At 37.7% G+C, this 15,224-nt stretch carries 16 protein-coding genes; 11 read left to right on the forward strand and 5 right to left on the reverse strand.

Features of this window, described 5'->3' with window-relative positions:
* Nucleotides 1-210: 210 nt before the first annotated feature.
* The 8 genes from AC07VK_RS13590 (at nt 211) to AC07VK_RS13625 (ending at nt 8,959) form a co-directional block, all read left to right on the forward strand.
* Nucleotides 211-654, forward strand: a complete 444-nt coding sequence (locus AC07VK_RS13590; protein WP_492952619.1) for an SPOR domain-containing protein — start codon at nt 211-213, stop codon at nt 652-654.
* Nucleotides 641-1,825, forward strand: a complete 1,185-nt coding sequence (locus AC07VK_RS13595) for a M20 metallopeptidase family protein (protein ID WP_492961063.1) — start codon at nt 641-643, stop codon at nt 1,823-1,825. The genes AC07VK_RS13590 and AC07VK_RS13595 overlap by 14 nt, the downstream gene beginning before the upstream one ends.
* A gap of 98 nt (nt 1,826-1,923) precedes the next feature.
* Nucleotides 1,924-2,865, forward strand: a complete 942-nt coding sequence (locus tag AC07VK_RS13600) for a hypothetical protein (protein ID WP_492961065.1) — start codon at nt 1,924-1,926, stop codon at nt 2,863-2,865.
* A 120-nt stretch (nt 2,866-2,985) separates the two neighbouring features.
* Nucleotides 2,986-4,554 (forward strand): serine hydrolase, encoded by a 1,569-nt coding sequence (locus AC07VK_RS13605; protein ID WP_492961067.1) that lies wholly within the window; start codon nt 2,986-2,988, stop codon nt 4,552-4,554.
* 16 nt (nt 4,555-4,570) lie between these two features.
* Nucleotides 4,571-5,230, forward strand: a complete 660-nt coding sequence (locus tag AC07VK_RS13610) for an SGNH/GDSL hydrolase family protein (RefSeq protein WP_492961069.1) — start codon at nt 4,571-4,573, stop codon at nt 5,228-5,230.
* Between the two features lie 129 nt (nt 5,231-5,359).
* Nucleotides 5,360-7,339: a DNA primase gene (gene dnaG, locus AC07VK_RS13615; protein ID WP_492961071.1), complete on the forward strand. Its 1,980-nt coding sequence runs from the start codon at nt 5,360-5,362 to the stop codon at nt 7,337-7,339.
* A gap of 194 nt (nt 7,340-7,533) precedes the next feature.
* Nucleotides 7,534-7,899, forward strand: coding sequence for a YraN family protein (locus AC07VK_RS13620; protein ID WP_492961073.1), 366 nt, complete (start codon nt 7,534-7,536; stop codon nt 7,897-7,899).
* A complete protein-coding gene (locus AC07VK_RS13625; RefSeq protein WP_492961075.1) occupies nt 7,877-8,959 on the forward strand; it encodes a glutaminyl-peptide cyclotransferase in 1,083 nt (360 codons plus the stop codon). Before AC07VK_RS13620 ends, AC07VK_RS13625 begins: the two co-directional genes overlap by 23 nt.
* 90 nt (nt 8,960-9,049) lie before the next feature.
* Here the strand turns inward: AC07VK_RS13625 and AC07VK_RS13630 are convergent, their stop codons facing one another.
* The 3 genes from AC07VK_RS13630 to AC07VK_RS13640 all read right to left on the reverse strand — a co-directional run bounded on the left by AC07VK_RS13630 (nt 9,050) and on the right by AC07VK_RS13640 (nt 10,744).
* Nucleotides 9,050-9,580, reverse strand: coding sequence for a DUF4251 domain-containing protein (locus tag AC07VK_RS13630; protein WP_492961077.1), 531 nt, complete (start codon nt 9,578-9,580; stop codon nt 9,050-9,052).
* A 97-nt stretch (nt 9,581-9,677) separates the two neighbouring features.
* Nucleotides 9,678-10,313: a hypothetical protein gene (locus AC07VK_RS13635; protein WP_492961079.1), complete on the reverse strand. Its 636-nt coding sequence runs from the start codon at nt 10,311-10,313 to the stop codon at nt 9,678-9,680.
* Nucleotides 10,314-10,405: 92 nt separating this feature from the next.
* Nucleotides 10,406-10,744, reverse strand: a complete 339-nt coding sequence (locus AC07VK_RS13640) for a TfoX/Sxy family protein (protein WP_492961081.1) — start codon at nt 10,742-10,744, stop codon at nt 10,406-10,408.
* A gap of 101 nt (nt 10,745-10,845) precedes the next feature.
* Between AC07VK_RS13640 and rnhB the strand changes: the two genes are divergently transcribed.
* Nucleotides 10,846-11,454: a ribonuclease HII gene (rnhB, locus tag AC07VK_RS13645; RefSeq protein ID WP_492961083.1), complete on the forward strand. Its 609-nt coding sequence runs from the start codon at nt 10,846-10,848 to the stop codon at nt 11,452-11,454.
* 22 nt (nt 11,455-11,476) lie between these two features.
* Nucleotides 11,477-12,679 carry a glycosyltransferase family 4 protein gene (locus AC07VK_RS13650; protein ID WP_492952632.1) on the forward strand — a complete coding sequence of 401 codons (1,203 nt, stop codon included), beginning with the start codon at nt 11,477-11,479 and terminating at the stop codon, nt 12,677-12,679.
* Between the two features lie 12 nt (nt 12,680-12,691).
* Here AC07VK_RS13650 and AC07VK_RS13655 read toward each other — a convergent pair whose 3' ends face one another.
* Nucleotides 12,692-12,943: a hypothetical protein gene (locus tag AC07VK_RS13655; RefSeq protein WP_492961085.1), complete on the reverse strand. Its 252-nt coding sequence runs from the start codon at nt 12,941-12,943 to the stop codon at nt 12,692-12,694.
* Nucleotides 12,944-12,960: 17 nt separating this feature from the next.
* Nucleotides 12,961-13,821 (reverse strand): tetratricopeptide repeat protein, encoded by an 861-nt coding sequence (locus tag AC07VK_RS13660; RefSeq protein ID WP_492961087.1) that lies wholly within the window; start codon nt 13,819-13,821, stop codon nt 12,961-12,963.
* Between the two features lie 306 nt (nt 13,822-14,127).
* Here AC07VK_RS13660 and gcvT point away from each other — a divergent pair, with 306 nt between their 5' ends.
* Nucleotides 14,128-15,207: a glycine cleavage system aminomethyltransferase GcvT gene (gene gcvT / locus AC07VK_RS13665; protein ID WP_492961089.1), complete on the forward strand. Its 1,080-nt coding sequence runs from the start codon at nt 14,128-14,130 to the stop codon at nt 15,205-15,207.
* The last annotated feature ends 17 nt before the right edge of the window (nt 15,208-15,224 follow it).

The following is a 15,224-nucleotide window of genomic DNA, read 5'->3' on the forward strand; positions in this document are numbered from 1 at the left end:
TAACCCTAGCCGATTACCTAGTTTAAAAGATTTCTCGACTTCGCTGCGCTGCACTCGAAATGACGAACCGAAAAAATCTGCCCAAATAATAACTATTTGCTTAACCCATAAAGAATGCCGATTTTTGCAACGATTTCGGCATTCTTGTTGTTAAGAAGAAAGGAGATGATATTTTATTCATCTACTCACTAAATGCCAGGATTTTTACACATGAAAATAATACTAACTTTTATATGCTGTTTGTTTCTTTTTACTGCTGCTTTTGCACAAAAAGGGGAGGTAACGGTTATAAAAGATCCCTTAATTGATAGTTTAATTGCCAAACGTTTGGCAGTTTATAAAACTTCTGGAGAGGTAAAACCGGGCAAACCCATTGTTTCCGCCTATGGTTATCGCGTACAGATTTTCTATGGGTCAGACCGGCGCGAGGTTTTTAACGAACAGGCAAGGTTTAAAGGACTTTATCCTAAATATAATACCTACCTCGTTTATAAAGAACCCAATTATTATGTTCGGGTTGGTGACTTCCGCACGCGCTTAGAAGCGCAACGCCTCATAAACGAACTCAGACCAAACTTCCCGACACTGTTTATTTTTAGGGAGAAAATTAATGCACCAAGTTTAGATACCACAACAAACAATGATCAAAAATAAAATCCAAGAACTGGCCGCCAACATTTTTAACGATGTAGTAGCTTATCGTCAACATATCCATGCCAATCCTGAATTATCTTTCAAAGAATTCGAAACGTCATTGTTCATCAAGGATAAATTAAAAAAATGGGGAATTGAATATACCGACTGTGCCAATACAGGTGTGGTAGGTTTAATTAAGGGTAACCTTTCATCTGATAAAGTAATTGCCTTACGTGCCGATATGGATGCATTGCCTATCCATGAAGCCAATGATAAGCCTTACCGCTCTAAAAACCATGGTGTAATGCATGCCTGCGGACATGATGTTCATACTTCTTCACTTTTAGGAACCGCTCATATCCTAAATCAGATGAAAGATGAATTCGGTGGAACCATTAAATTGATCTTCCAGCCCGCAGAGGAGTTATTGCCAGGTGGAGCGAGTATCATGATTAAAGAAGGTGTATTGGAGAATCCAAAACCTGATTATATTGTTGGTCAGCATGTAATGCCGCTAATTGATGCTGGTAAAGTAGGCTTTCGTTCAGGGATTTACATGGCCTCAACCGATGAATTGTATGTTACGGTAACCGGGAAAGGCGGTCATGGTGCACAACCTCACCAAAATATCGATCCGGTATTAATCGCTTCGCACATCATTATTGCTTTGCAACAGATTGTTAGTCGCAATGCCGATCCACGTACACCATCGGTTTTATCTTTTGGTAAAGTAAATGCCAATGGAGCAACTAACATCATTCCAAATGAGGTAAAAATTGAAGGTACGTTTAGAACCTTAGATGAAAACTGGAGAGATGAAGCACACAAACGCATGAAAAAAATGGCTGAAGGTATTGCCGAAAGTATGGGGGGAAGCTGCGATTTTGATATCCATAGAGGCTATCCATTTTTAATTAACGAAGAAAAGTTAACGGCAAATGCAAGAACCTTTGCTGAAGAATTTTTGGGTAAAGACAATGTGGTTGATTTAGATATCTGGATGGCTGCTGAAGATTTTTCTTTCTACTCGCAGGTAACAGATGCCTGTTTTTACCGTTTAGGTACTGGTAATGCCGCAAAAGACACGCAATATTCAGTACATACCCCGCGATTTGATATTGATGAAGACGCTTTGAAAATATCAACAGGATTAATGGCTTATATTGCTTTAAAACAACTAGGGAATTAATGATAAGATGAAGGATGTAAGATGGACGTAATTGATTATTCTCCTATTTTACATCTTTCATGATACATTATCCATTTTACCTTTTACATCTACCTTCCATGAAAAAAGTATTTTTGTTTTTACTGCTAACTTCGCTCTTTAACACAGGTTTTGCTCAGGAAATCAACCGTTTTAATCCTGATACAATTAAAACCATTACGCTCGATTCTGCAGTAAATATCAAGGCCGAAAAATTAAATGTAGAAACATTTATCAGAAAGGTGATGTACGATACTTCTTTTTATCAGTCGTTTAGGGATATGAAACGTTATACTTTCATTGCCGAAAACAGGATTTATAGTTACGATAAAAAGAACAAGGTTGATGGAAAAATTTACCGTAAAATAAGACATAACAATAATGGCCCTTATAAAATGGAGTATCTGGTAAAACAGGATACCGGAAAAATTTACAAGAAAAACGGCAAATACCAACTTTATACCGTAGAGATGTTCGATTACATTTTTATGAATGCCTATAATACTGATTTTGTACCCAATGCACCCAAGCCTGACGGAAAGGGTGGAACAAACGAAAGTTATAAAGACAAGCTCAAAACACTGATTTTTAATCCAGGTAGGCCTGTAAAAGTTCCTTTTATTGGCAGTAAAACCGAAATATTTTCAGCCAATATGCGCCAGTACTACGATTATGGTTTCACTAGCGGTACCTATCTCGATTCTATTCCGGTTTACCGTTTTAAGGTTTCAGTTAAACCCGATTTAAGCAGCTGGACAAAAGATGGCATTATGATCAAAGAACTGGTTACCATTTTCGATAAACGAAATTTCAATATTTTGGGGCGTTATGTTGATATGAAATACAGCAACATGCTTTTTGATTTTGATGTGCAGATGAATATAGAAATGGGTTACTTCGGAGAGGATAAATTACCAACCAAAATTACCTATCAGGGTAACTGGGATTATCCTTTCAAAAAAGAAGAAAGAGCAAGTTTTTTAATCGTACACAAAGATTATAAACTCGAAAAGGACAAATAAGGCTTTGGGTAAGTGGTCGATGACGATCGCACTGGGATAAAGAGTAAAAAATAATCAATATGAATAAATATTAATCGAACTCAGGTTATTATCTTTAAACGATTATTTAAACCGATTAATATGCAACTCTTTTCTTCATTGAAATTTAAAATATCATTTGCTTTATCATTGTTTTTTGGCATTCATGTGCATGCACAGGTGCTCACTTCAAAACAGATCGATAGTGTTGTAGAAAAAACACTCACCATCTTTAATGTTCCCGGAATTGCAGTTTCTGTAATTAAAGATGGTAAAATAATCCATTTAAAAGGTTATGGCGTAAGTTCTATCAAAACCAATAAAAAGGTTGATGAGTATACGCTTTTTGGCGTGGCATCAAATACAAAGGCTTTTACCGCGGCCGCTTTGGGTATGCTGGTTGATGAAAAGAAAATCACCTGGGATACTAAAGTTACCGATGTAATTCCCGAGTTCAAAATGTACGATGCCTATGTAACCAGCGAATTTACCATACGCGATCTGCTTACACATCGCAGTGGTTTAGGTTTAGGGGCTGGCGATTTAATGATCTGGCCAGATTCTTCAACAGTAAATAAAAAGCAATTGATCCACAACCTCCGCTATTTAAAACCAGTTTCGTCTTTCCGTACCAAATACGATTACGATAACCTGATGTATATTGTTGCTGGCGATGTGGTAGCAAGGGTTTCGGGTATTACCTATGAAGATTTTATTGAAAGCAGGATCATTAAACCGTTGGGCATGACCAAAACTGCAGCTTCCTGGTACCGCTTAAAAGACAAATCGAATGTAATTGACGGCCATGCCCCTTATGAAGGTAAACTGCTTCCCGTAGGACTAAGCTTCGGAGAGATCGCAAATGCCGCCGGTGGAATTTATTCGAACATCACCGATATGAGCAAATGGGTAATGGCGATGATTAATGGTGGGAAATACGGTGAGGCATTGGACAAGAAATTATTCAGCCCTGCTGTAGCAAGAGAACTTTGGACCCCACAGACCATTATTGCAGGTAGTAATCCGGCAGCTTTCAGTAGTTATGGCTTAGGTTGGTTTTTAAGCAATGTAAACGGCAATTTTCAGGCTACGCATACTGGCGGTCTATCTGGAATCGTAACGCAGGTAACCATTCTTCCCGAAATGAAATTGGGCATTATTGTATTAACCAACCAGCAATCCGGTGCTGCTTTTAATTCGATCACCAATTCGATTAAAGATGGTTATCTTGGTATTAAAGGACAAGATAGGATTAAAACCTATAACGATAACAGGCTCAGAAACGAAAAACAGGCCGATGAAATGGTGAGCAAAGTTTGGAACGATATTGCGGCTCAGCAAAAACTGTCGGCCACAAAGCCAGATGCTAAACATTATTATGGCACTTTCCACGATTCATGGTTTGGCGATGTGACCATTAGTGAAGTGAACGGCAAGATGCATTTTCAGGCCAAAAACGCTCCAAAATTGAAAGGCGACATGACTTATTACAAAGGAAATACCTTTATTGTAAAATGGTATGATAGAAGTTTAGATGCCGATGCTTTTGTTAATTTTAGTTTAGATAACAATGCTTTGGCCGATGGTTTTAAAATAGAAGCGATTTCGCCGCTAACCGATTTTAGTTTCGATTTTCAGGACCTGGATTTTAAAAAGACCGATAAAAAATAACCTAACCAATTATACAATGAAAACATTATTTAAAACGAGTATTTTACTAAGCTTTTGCTTACTTGCATTAACATCAATGACATTTAAACCAAAACGCATTATCTTCTTTGGCGACTCGATTACCCAACAGGGTGTTTCTAAAAACGGATATGTAACCCTGATCAAAAAATCGCTTGATTCTACTAAATATGATGTAATTGGGGCCGGAGTTGGCGGCAACAAGGTTTACGATTTATACCTGCGTTTAGAAGATGATGTGCTCAACAAGAAACCCGATTTAGTGGTGATTTATGTCGGTATTAATGATGTTTGGCATAAACAATCTTCTCATACCGGAACCGATTATGACAAATATTTAAAGTTTTATCAGGCTTTGATCAATAAAATTCAGGGTGTAGGTAGCAAAGTGGTATTGGTTACTCCATCAGTTGTTGGTGAGAAAAAAGATGGTACGAATGAGCTAGATGCCGATTTGAATAAATATGCTGAAGGGATTAGAACATTAGCAGCGAAAAATAATCTCCCTGTATGCGATTTAAGGAAAATTTTTGCCGAATACGAAGCGAAAAACAATCCGGAAGATAAAGAAAAAGGAATTTTAACCGTTGATAGGGTACACTTAAATGAAACAGGTAATAAATTGGTTGCTGATCAGTTATTGCCTATGGTGAAGTAGTAGGCATTTTAACCGCAAAGTGCGCAAAGTATTTTCGCAAAGAACACAAAGAATTTTTTCTCTGTGTTCTTTGTGTTTTTTCTCTGTTATCTTTGTGGTTAAATAAGAAGAGGAAAGAGCTGTGCGTATATGATAAACCGCGAAACGATAGATAAGATAATGGATACCGCCCGCATTGAGGAGGTAGTTGGGGATTTTGTGCACTTAAAAAAACGCGGAACCAGTTTAATTGGTAATTGCCCATTCCATGGCGAAAAAACCCCTTCCTTTCACGTATCAGTAACTAAAGGTATTTACAAATGTTTTGGTTGCGGTAAAGGAGGCGATTCAGTGCGCTTTATTATGGATCATGAAAAATATTCATATCCGGAGGCACTTAAATTTTTAGCCAATAAATATAATATAGAGGTTGAGGAAGCCGAACTAAGCCCTCAGGATGCCGAAGCGCTAAGTGCCAAAGAAAGTCTTTACGTAGTTTCGCAGTACGCTGCTGCATTTTTTGTAAAACAACTTTGGGAGACGGATGAGGGTAAGGGGATCGGCCTGAGCTATTTTAAAGAGCGCGGCTTTAGAGAAGATATCCTGAAGAAATTCGAGGTGGGTTATTCTCCCGACGTTTGGGATGCGATGACACAAAGCGCAATCAACGCCGGACATAGATTAGAGTTTTTAGAAGCCACCGGATTATCGATCAAAAACGATAACGGCAAAATTTACGATCGCTTTCGCGGCCGGGTAATGTTTCCGATCCATAATTTTACAGGCCGGATTATCGGTTTTGGTGGCAGAACGCTAAAAACGGATAAAAACGTTCCGAAATATGTAAACTCACCGGAAAGTGAGATTTACCACAAGTCGAATGTGCTGTATGGTTTATTTCATGCTAAAAAAGCCATTCGCGATTTAGATAACTGTTACCTGGCGGAAGGTTATGCCGATGTGCTTTCCGTTCATCAGGCTGGAATAGAAAACGTAGTGGCCTCATCAGGTACTTCGTTAACGGTAGAGCAGATTAAACTGATCGGGCGTTTTACCCAGAATATTACCATTTTATTTGATGGCGATGCTGCGGGTATTAAGGCCTCGCTCCGTGGTTTGGATATGATTTTGGAAGAGGGTCTGAACGTGAAAATTGTTTCCTTTCCCGATGGTCATGATCCCGATTCTTATATGCACCATGTTGGGGCAGGTGCTTTTAAAACCTATCTCGAGGAAAATAGGAAAGACTTTATTTTATATAAAGCGAATGTGCTGCTTAAAGATGCGGGTAATGATCCGATTAAAAGAGCAGGCATTATCCGCGATATTGTGGAGAGTATTGCCAAAATTCCTGACCCAATTAAAGCTTCTGTTTTTATCCGCGAGTGTAGCAGTTTGCTCGAAATTGATGAGCATATCCTACTGAGCGAATTAAACAAAATGCGTTCGACTAAGCTCAAAAAAAGCTTTGATAATAACCAGCGGGCAAATCCGTCATCAAGTCCAAAACCATATTTTTCAGGTGCACCTGAGCCACTTGGTCCACCCGATGATTTATGGGATGATAGTGCAGGCCCTATGGGTTACGAACAACCCGTAGAAGAGAATGAGCATCAGGAAAAAGAAATTGTGCGCTTATTACTGGCTTTCGGACACGAATTTGTAAACTGGGATAAAATTGATGATATGTACATCGGTTCATTCATCATGCAAAACCTGAGCGATGTAGAATTTGATGATCCACTTTGCAAAAGAATTATCGATTATTATAAATCAGAAATCGACAATGGCAGATTACCCACATCGAACCACTTTGTTAAACATGAGGATAGGGATATTGCCGATCTGGCCATTACACTTTCAACCTCAGAATATGCATTAAGTGAGAACTGGTTAAATAAACATCTTATCTATGTTAAAGATGAATCGATGAATTTAAAAGCCACTATTTTAGGCGGTATTTTTCACCTTAAAAAACGTAAAGTCGAAAAAATATTGATGAACCTGTTGAAAGAAATTAAAGAGGAGAAGAACGAAGATAACCAAATGATTTTAATGCAGCGTTATGGGGTAATTAAAGGGGTTGAACGAGAGATTTCTAAGTTCCTGGGTTCTGTTATTGTTAAATAAATTACAAATGCCAGGAGCCTTGTAGAGATGTCGTCGTCTCGACTGAAGTGTAGTCCCGACATTAAGTCGGGAGAGATCTACAAAGACAGATTTCTCGACTGCGTTGCACTCCGCTCGAAATGACGGCTTTTCAATCATGACGATCGTCCTAGATAAAGAAACTATAAAATTCATTCATTCAATAATTATTAGGGATGGCACTTCACAATGATCTAGGTAAAGAAGGAGAAAGTATTGCCAAACGGTATCTGGAAGATAAGGGATACGAGATTTTAGATGAAAACTGGACACATGGTAAAGCCGAGGTAGATCTAATCGTTTATAAAAACGGGATCATGATTTTTGTCGAAGTTAAATCCCGGAGCTCGGTTGCTTTTGGCGAACCGGAAGAATTTGTACACAAAGCCAAGCAAATACAAATGGAATTGGCCGCTAATGCCTATATTGAATTAATGAACCATCAAAATGATGTCCGTTTTGATATTATTGCAATTACATTTACAAAAAATAAAAATTATAATTTAAACCATATTGAAGATGCGTTTTGGCCTGAAGATTAACCCCATCAAAAGTTTTATATTTATCGGAATCGCGCTTGCATTCGTAAGTTCGTGTAAAGACAGTTCTACCATAACTTACCGTAGTTTTCTTTCTCCAATGACAGGTCTTAATGTGCCGTCAGGAAATGAATTTGAGGTTAAAGTGCAGTTTGGCGCTGAGCAAAAAGTAGATTCTGTAGTTTACTTAATTGATACCATTAAAGTCGTTTCAAAAACCGACACTTCGGCCACTAAACTTAAAACTGAAGGTTTAAAATTAGGTAACCATCTGGTAACAGCCAAAATATTTGGTGCCGGAAAATCTGAAGATTTAACCTCGAACATTAATGTCCTGGCAGCTCAGGCGCCAACGGAATATACCTATAAAGTGATTAAAACCTTGCCTCACGACACCTCTTCGTATGTGGAGGGCTTAGAATATCATGATGGCTTTTTTTACGAAAGTGCTGGCGATTATGGTCATTCCAGTTTACGTAAAGTGGATCCTTCTACAGGGAAAATCCTCCAGAAAGCGGATTTAGATAAACAGTATTTTGGTGAAGGCATAACCGTAATCGGAAACAAAATTATTCAGTTAACTTACCGCGAAAAAGTTGGCTTTGTATATGATAAAGCTACCTTTAAAAAACTAGCTGAATTTTCGTACACTATTGGCAGAGAAGGCTGGGGCCTGGCTTTTGATGGTGAGAAAGTATTGAATACGGATGGTTCGAACACCATCTTTTTCTTAAATAAAGATACTTATCAAAAAACCGGTTCGATTGATGTTTTTGATAATAAAGGGCCCATTCAAAATCTAAACGAACTGGAAATCATCGACGGTAAAATTTATGCAAATGTTTACACCACCAATGATATCCTGATTATTAACCCAGCAACTGGTGCTGTAGAAAGCAAGATCGATTTATCAGGTTTGTTGCCAGCCGATTACTTTAAAACTGAAGATGCAAAGGCTAATAATGTGCTAAACGGTATCGCTTACGATAAAGCAACCAAAAGACTTTTTGTAGCCGGTAAAAAGTGGCCACATATTTTTCAGATCGAATTGGTTAAAAAGTAGTTTAATTTATCGATATGTCACATTGAGCTTGTCGAAATGCCTTAATATTAATTTAGATAGGTCCTTCGACAGGCTCAGGATGACAAACTTTTAATCTTTTTTCTTCGGCTCGTCTAAATAACCGTTAAAAATAATAGGTTGTTTATTCATGCTGCTCGCTGTTAATGAGGCATATCCATTAGTTGAGATGTTAATGGTAAACCGATAATTTTCTCTTTTCACATCCTTTGTATTGATCTGGATGGTGTACGATCCTTTTTTATTCTTCGATTCTGTGTAGGTAAAGTCTTTAGAGGTAAATTTAATGCCGCCTTGAGTAGGATCCATCGGAGCAGAGAACGATCTTCCATAATAAGGTAGGTAAGCAACAATACTGTCTTTGGTAACCTTAACATCGTACTGCGAACCCGTCAGGTTTATAGAACCACCACCTTGACTGCCTGGCATCATTGCTAATACTCTACTGATATCGTTGTTCGACATCGGCATGGCGGTATTGGCAACAAAAGTATAATTTTTATCCGCTACAATTTTTACTGTAGTTTCTTTATTGGTTTGGGCAAAAGATTGAAAACCGAGCAAAAGAAAGGCAAGGCTCAATATTAAATTTAAACGTTTCATAATGTGTGTTTTAAATGTGTAACAATTTAAAGATGCACAGACTTGAAAGATTCCATAATAGTGCCAAAAAATGGAAGGCAGCGTAAATTTAACGATTTTAGTTTTTATATAATGGATTTACTTTTTCCGAATAACTCGATTTGTATAAAGGATTACTTTTCTCCGTTGCAGAAGCCCCCATTGCGGTGAATTTATAAGTGCCCACAGGGAGGTTATTGAGTTCGATTTCTCCGATTTCGTTCGTAATTACAGTAATTAAACTTCCACCAGGATTTTTACCACCTTTTACAATTATCCCCCCGATTGGTGTGCCCGCTACCCGCGATTTTGGGTTAGTGGAAGGCACTAAAATGATAAATTTATAATTCCCTGCGCTGGCATTGTTAAATTCTATTTCGCCATTTTGGTTGGTCACTAGTGTAACCGTATCGTCTCCAGGGTTTTTGCCGCATTTTACCACAATTCCGCCAATAGGTTGCCCGGCCAAAAAACTTACTTCGCCTGTAGTTACATCCAGTTTGCCTTTAATGGATTTCATAATGCAAGGGAAATGCGATTCGGGGTAATTGAGTTTACAGTAATCACAATAATGACCCTGAGGACTTGCAGTTTTTAGTTGTGCCGGAGCAGTTTCTTTAATTGGACTTGTTGGTGTAGCCGTTCTTTTAACCTGCGCAAAAACGGTAATTGAAATACATGACAGAAGTACTGCCATTGCAGCAAGTTTTTTCATAAAATTTGATTAGAAACACAAAATTAATCAAAAAATATGGCTCTTGCTAGTGTTTGAAGACGGGGCGATAGGACAATAGATTGTGTATTTGATTATTTCTTTTTAGATGCTTTGGCAAAAGGATTGAAGGCCAGCGCGAGGTTAACCCAGAAATCAAGCTCATCATTCCGGCCCAAAACATCTTCTGATACCGAAATGTAGCCCTTCATTGGTCTACCGCCCATCACCATCTGCTGCCAGCCATCTTTATCTGATAAATTTTCTAAAGTATTCGGGTCGAGTCTCACCATCATGCTGCTCTTAGAAACACCAATACACATTTTGCCGTTTACCATAAAAATAAGCCCACTAAACATTTCTTTTTCCTCTACATCTTGTAGATGCATTAAACGTTCGGCTACACGAAGGGCTAAGGTTTCGTTATATTTCATTAGCTTGGATCAGCGAGGTTATATTGTGGTTTAAAATTAATGTTTAAAAGATGTTGAACAAAATAATTTCCTTAGTATCTCTAATTCAGTAGATTTGCAACATGTTGTTAAACTGCTATCAGGAAGAATTATTAGAGGCCGGATGTGATGAAGCTGGAAGAGGTTGCCTCGCTGGTCCTGTTTTTGCTGCGGCAGTAATATTGCCAAAAGGTTTTGTGTTGGAAGGATTAAATGATTCTAAGCAGTTATCGCATGAGCAAAGAGCCTTTCTGAGACCCATAATAGAACAGGAAGCTTTAGCCTGGGCAGTAGCTTCTTGTGATCATGAAGAAATCGACCGCATTAACATTTTAAATGCTTCTTTTTTAGCCATGCACAGGGCGATTGAAAAATTACATACCCAACCACAATACCTGGTAATTGATGGCAACCGATTCAAAACCTATCCGCAAATTCCACACAGCTGCATTGTTAAGGGCGATGGTAAGTATTTAAATATCGCTGCAGCTTCTATATTGGCCAAAACCCACCGCGATGAATATATGACCAATCTGCACGTCGATTTTCCGCATTACAATTGGCAGCAGAATAAAGGATACCCAACTATTGCACACCGTAAGGCTGTAATCGAAATCGGCTTATCGCCTTTTCACCGCAGAACTTTTAATGTGAGCGACCCTCAGTTAGAACTGTTTTCAAAAAACGCCTAAAATTTCGTATTTTCACAACATTGTGAAAATTCTGTTGATTACTAAGCGGGTTCCCTTTCCGCCAAATAGTGGTTATCCTATCGTGGTTTATAATACCATAAAAGGTTTGCTGCAGCTTGGCGCAGATATTACTTTGTTTAGCCTCAACCCCACAAAAGGACGGATTGATATCGAGGATATCTACGACCCTATTTTTGAACAGATTAAATATCATACCTACGATTTAGATACCGATGTAAATGTATGGTCGGCTTTTTTTAATATTTTCACTAACGAATCGTACAATGTTTCCAGGTACTATAGCGAAGATGCTGCCCGGCAGTTAGAAAATCTCCTACGAGAAAATGTGTTCGATATTATTCAGTTTGAGGGGCTTTTTGTTGTTCCTTATCTGGATGTGGTTAAGGCAAATAGCAATGCAAAGCTCATTTATAGGGCACACAATATCGAATTTACCCTTTGGGAACGTCTTTCTCATTCAGAAAAGTTTTTAATCAGGCGTAAATATCTGGCTTTTTTGGCTCAGCGGCTTAAAGCGTATGAAACCGATCAGATTAACCGTTTCCACCATATTTTTGCCATTTCGGAGCCCGACCGCCAAAGTATATTAATGTTCGGCTGCGAAATTCCAATGTCGGTTTTTCCCGTTGCCATCGATTTAGAAAAATATAAAGTAGATAAAAGTAAAACCAGTTTTCCTACACTTTTTCATTTGGGCGCAATGGATTGGCGGCCAAATCAGGAAGGGCTAGAATGGTTTTTGGATGATATCTGGCCCGATATTGAAAAACTAAATAAAGACCTCCGTTTTTATATCGCAGGAAAAAACATGCAGAAACATTTCTTCGAATACGACTCAGAAAATCTGATTGTAGAAGGAGAAGTTTTTGATGCGGTAGAATTTATGAATTCCAAAGCAATTATGATTGTTCCTTTAATTTCTGGCACCGGGATGCGGGTAAAGATTATTGAAGGCATGGCCATGAAAAAATGCATTATTGCCACCACTACTGCCGCAGAGGGAATTAACTGCAGGCATGGGCACGATATTTTAATTGCCGATTCTGCAGATGAATTTTACCGATCGATTTTACAGTGTATCATTAACCCTAAACGATGGGTAGAAATAGGAGAGAACGCCCGCAAAACAGTAGAAAACGACCATGGTGTTCATTTAATCTCCAGTAAAATGCTGAAGATTTACGAAGAATTGGTGCGTGTATAATAGGTCGTGAACTTATCGGCTCAGACCCCTTTCTCTTACAAATTCATTAAAATATTTTTGTTCAATTTTCTCTTCAGTGGATAAATCTTCAAATTTCATATCAGACATACCGATCGGAGAATAAAATTTCCATTTCCATATAGGGCGATGTTTGATGAACAACTCTTTATCCCCAAACTCATCGTGAACATAAACACCACAGAAAAATCTAAAAATAATAGAGATTCCAGCAAAGGAAATAAAAAATATGATTTTGCTTTTCATCGCTAAGAGTCTTCGGCTTAAACACAATGTTTGTTTATTCTATCTTTAGCATAATCTGCGCCAAATTCTAGTGCTTTATTCCAGTTATGGCAAGCAAGCTCTTTATTTTTTAAGTTAAGCATTGTGTTACCGAGATTATAATAAGCGCTTTGTTTATCTTCTGAATCTGTATGATCAAAAGAGAGGATTTTTTCATAATCAGCAATAGCACCTTGATAATCTCCATTTTCATCCTTTAATCCTCCTCTATTAAGCAGTGCGGCTGTAAAATCCGGAGCTATTGTGATTGCACTATTGTAATCTCCTAGTGCAGCTTTCCATCTATATAATTCATTTTTTACAATTGCTCTTGAGTAAAGAGAATCAACTTTCCTCGGGTTTATATTTAAAGTTAACGACCAATTGATAATCGAACCGCTTAAATCACCATTTTCATAACATACCAGCGCTTTGTCGAAATAAAAGCTTTCTTTTTCGCTTGATAGATCAGGAAAACTTTGCTCGTTAGGGTCGTACAAGCCACCATAAGCATCAAGTTTAGCGTCGAATTCGTAACCTCTTTTATACATATCGATTACCCAGTAAAGAAGGTTTTCTGAGGTAATTGGGATTTCATTAGTTTCTCCGCTAATTTCCGATAAGCCTTCATAACTGTTTATTTCTGATAGGGTGTATGGGTAATGCGATTTTATGAAATCACCTAGATTGATAAGGTTTTCCTTTTTGTCAGAAATAAAGGTAAAATCCATTTTAGTATAACTATTTTCTTTAACTCCACTTTTTAACATATTTGTGTGTACATCCCTTGCTCCTGTTACTTCGTTTTGGAAGTTGTCTGCAAAGTTTTTCCAGGTGAAATAACTATTAATTTTTTTCATATGCTTTTATTTATACCCAAGTGATTTGGTGCGTAAATTATAATTATTTATTTGATATTAGTGTTAAGTTTTAATGAAAGTTAGTTGATGCTGTGTTATCTGAGGACAGATCTTTTAATAGATGCTGAAACAAGTTTAGCATGAAGGATGAATAGAAAAATCATCTAAAAACTCCTTAATTAACGCCAAAGTTTTGTCTTTTTCTTAGTACTTTTGCACCCCAAGAAGAATAACGAATAAAGCCGTCATAATTCACAGCATATCAGCTATACTGGCTTCATTATCATAAAAAAATAAAATTTACGGATGAAAAACACCGCATTAACAGAAAAACACATCGCTTTAGGCGCTAAAATGGTTCCATTTGCAGGTTATAATATGCCTGTTACTTACGAAGGTATTAATGCCGAACATGCAACTGTTCGTAACGGTGTAGGTGTTTTTGATGTAAGCCACATGGGCGAATTTATTCTTAAGGGTGAAAACGCGTTAGATCTTATTCAACGTGTAACCAGTAACGATGCGTCTAAACTATATGATGGAAAAGTTCAGTATTCCTGCCTGCCAAATAAAGATGGTGGTATTGTAGATGACCTTTTGGTTTACAAAATAGATGATAAAACCTATATGTTGGTGGTTAACGCATCAAACATTGAAAAAGATTGGAACTGGATTCAACAATTCAATTCGAAAGATGTAGAAATGCACAATATTTCAGATCAAACCTCTCTTTTAGCCATTCAGGGCCCAAAAGCAGCAGATGCTTTACAAACATTAACTGATGTTGATTTGGCATCAATGGAGTATTACACTTTCGTTAAAGGTACCTTTGCTGGTGTTGATAACGTAGTTATTTCTGCAACAGGTTATACTGGTGCTGGTGGTTTCGAAATTTATTTCGAAAACCAATATGCTGATCAGATTTGGGATGCTATTTTTAAAGCAGGTGCAACATACAACATTCAGCCAATTGGCCTAGGTGCCCGCGATACTTTGCGTTTAGAAATGGGTTTCTGTTTATACGGAAATGATATTGATGATACAACCTCGCCTATTGAGGCTGGTTTAGGCTGGATTACTAAATTTTCTAAATCTTTTACCAATTCGGAGGCATTATTGGCACAAAAAGAAGCTGGTATTCAAAAGAAATTGGTTGGTTTCGAAATGATCGATCGTGGTATTCCACGTCATGATTATGAAATTGCCGATGCCGAAGGAAATATTATCGGTAAAGTAACTTCTGGTACCCAGGCACCTTCTTTGCAAAAAGCAATAGGTATGGGCTACATTACAAAAGACTTCACTAAAGAAGGAACTGAAGTTTTTATTTTAATCCGCAATACGCCAATTAAAGCTAAAGTGGTTAAGTTTCCTTTTTACAAATAATATTTATAGCTAAGGCA

This window comes from Pedobacter sp. GW821-FHT01D05, from assembly GCF_059422505.1.

Bases quoted from the DNA above. Each gene is read 5' to 3' on its own strand.
- AC07VK_RS13660 (WP_492961087.1), bottom strand. From the start codon at position 13,821: ATGAAAAAAATTAATAGTTATTTCACCTGGAAAAACTTTGCAGACAAC.
- AC07VK_RS13630 (WP_492961077.1), bottom strand. From the start codon at position 9,580: ATGAAACGTTTAAATTTAATATTGAGCCTTGCCTTTCTTTTGCTCGGT.
- AC07VK_RS13655 (WP_492961085.1), bottom strand. From the start codon at position 12,943: ATGAAAAGCAAAATCATATTTTTTATTTCCTTTGCTGGAATCTCTATT.
- AC07VK_RS13600 (WP_492961065.1), top strand. From the start codon at position 1,924: ATGAAAAAAGTATTTTTGTTTTTACTGCTAACTTCGCTCTTTAACACA.
- AC07VK_RS13635 (WP_492961079.1), bottom strand. From the start codon at position 10,313: ATGAAAAAACTTGCTGCAATGGCAGTACTTCTGTCATGTATTTCAATT.
- AC07VK_RS13605 (WP_492961067.1), top strand. From the start codon at position 2,986: ATGCAACTCTTTTCTTCATTGAAATTTAAAATATCATTTGCTTTATCA.
- AC07VK_RS13590 (WP_492952619.1), top strand. From the start codon at position 211: ATGAAAATAATACTAACTTTTATATGCTGTTTGTTTCTTTTTACTGCT.
- AC07VK_RS13625 (WP_492961075.1), top strand. From the start codon at position 7,877: ATGCGTTTTGGCCTGAAGATTAACCCCATCAAAAGTTTTATATTTATC.
- AC07VK_RS13595 (WP_492961063.1), top strand. From the start codon at position 641: ATGATCAAAAATAAAATCCAAGAACTGGCCGCCAACATTTTTAACGAT.
- AC07VK_RS13640 (WP_492961081.1), bottom strand. From the start codon at position 10,744: ATGAAATATAACGAAACCTTAGCCCTTCGTGTAGCCGAACGTTTAATG.
- rnhB (WP_492961083.1), top strand. From the start codon at position 10,846: ATGTTGTTAAACTGCTATCAGGAAGAATTATTAGAGGCCGGATGTGAT.
- dnaG (WP_492961071.1), top strand. From the start codon at position 5,360: ATGATAAACCGCGAAACGATAGATAAGATAATGGATACCGCCCGCATT.
- AC07VK_RS13610 (WP_492961069.1), top strand. From the start codon at position 4,571: ATGAAAACATTATTTAAAACGAGTATTTTACTAAGCTTTTGCTTACTT.
- gcvT (WP_492961089.1), top strand. From the start codon at position 14,128: ATGAAAAACACCGCATTAACAGAAAAACACATCGCTTTAGGCGCTAAA.
- AC07VK_RS13620 (WP_492961073.1), top strand. From the start codon at position 7,534: ATGGCACTTCACAATGATCTAGGTAAAGAAGGAGAAAGTATTGCCAAA.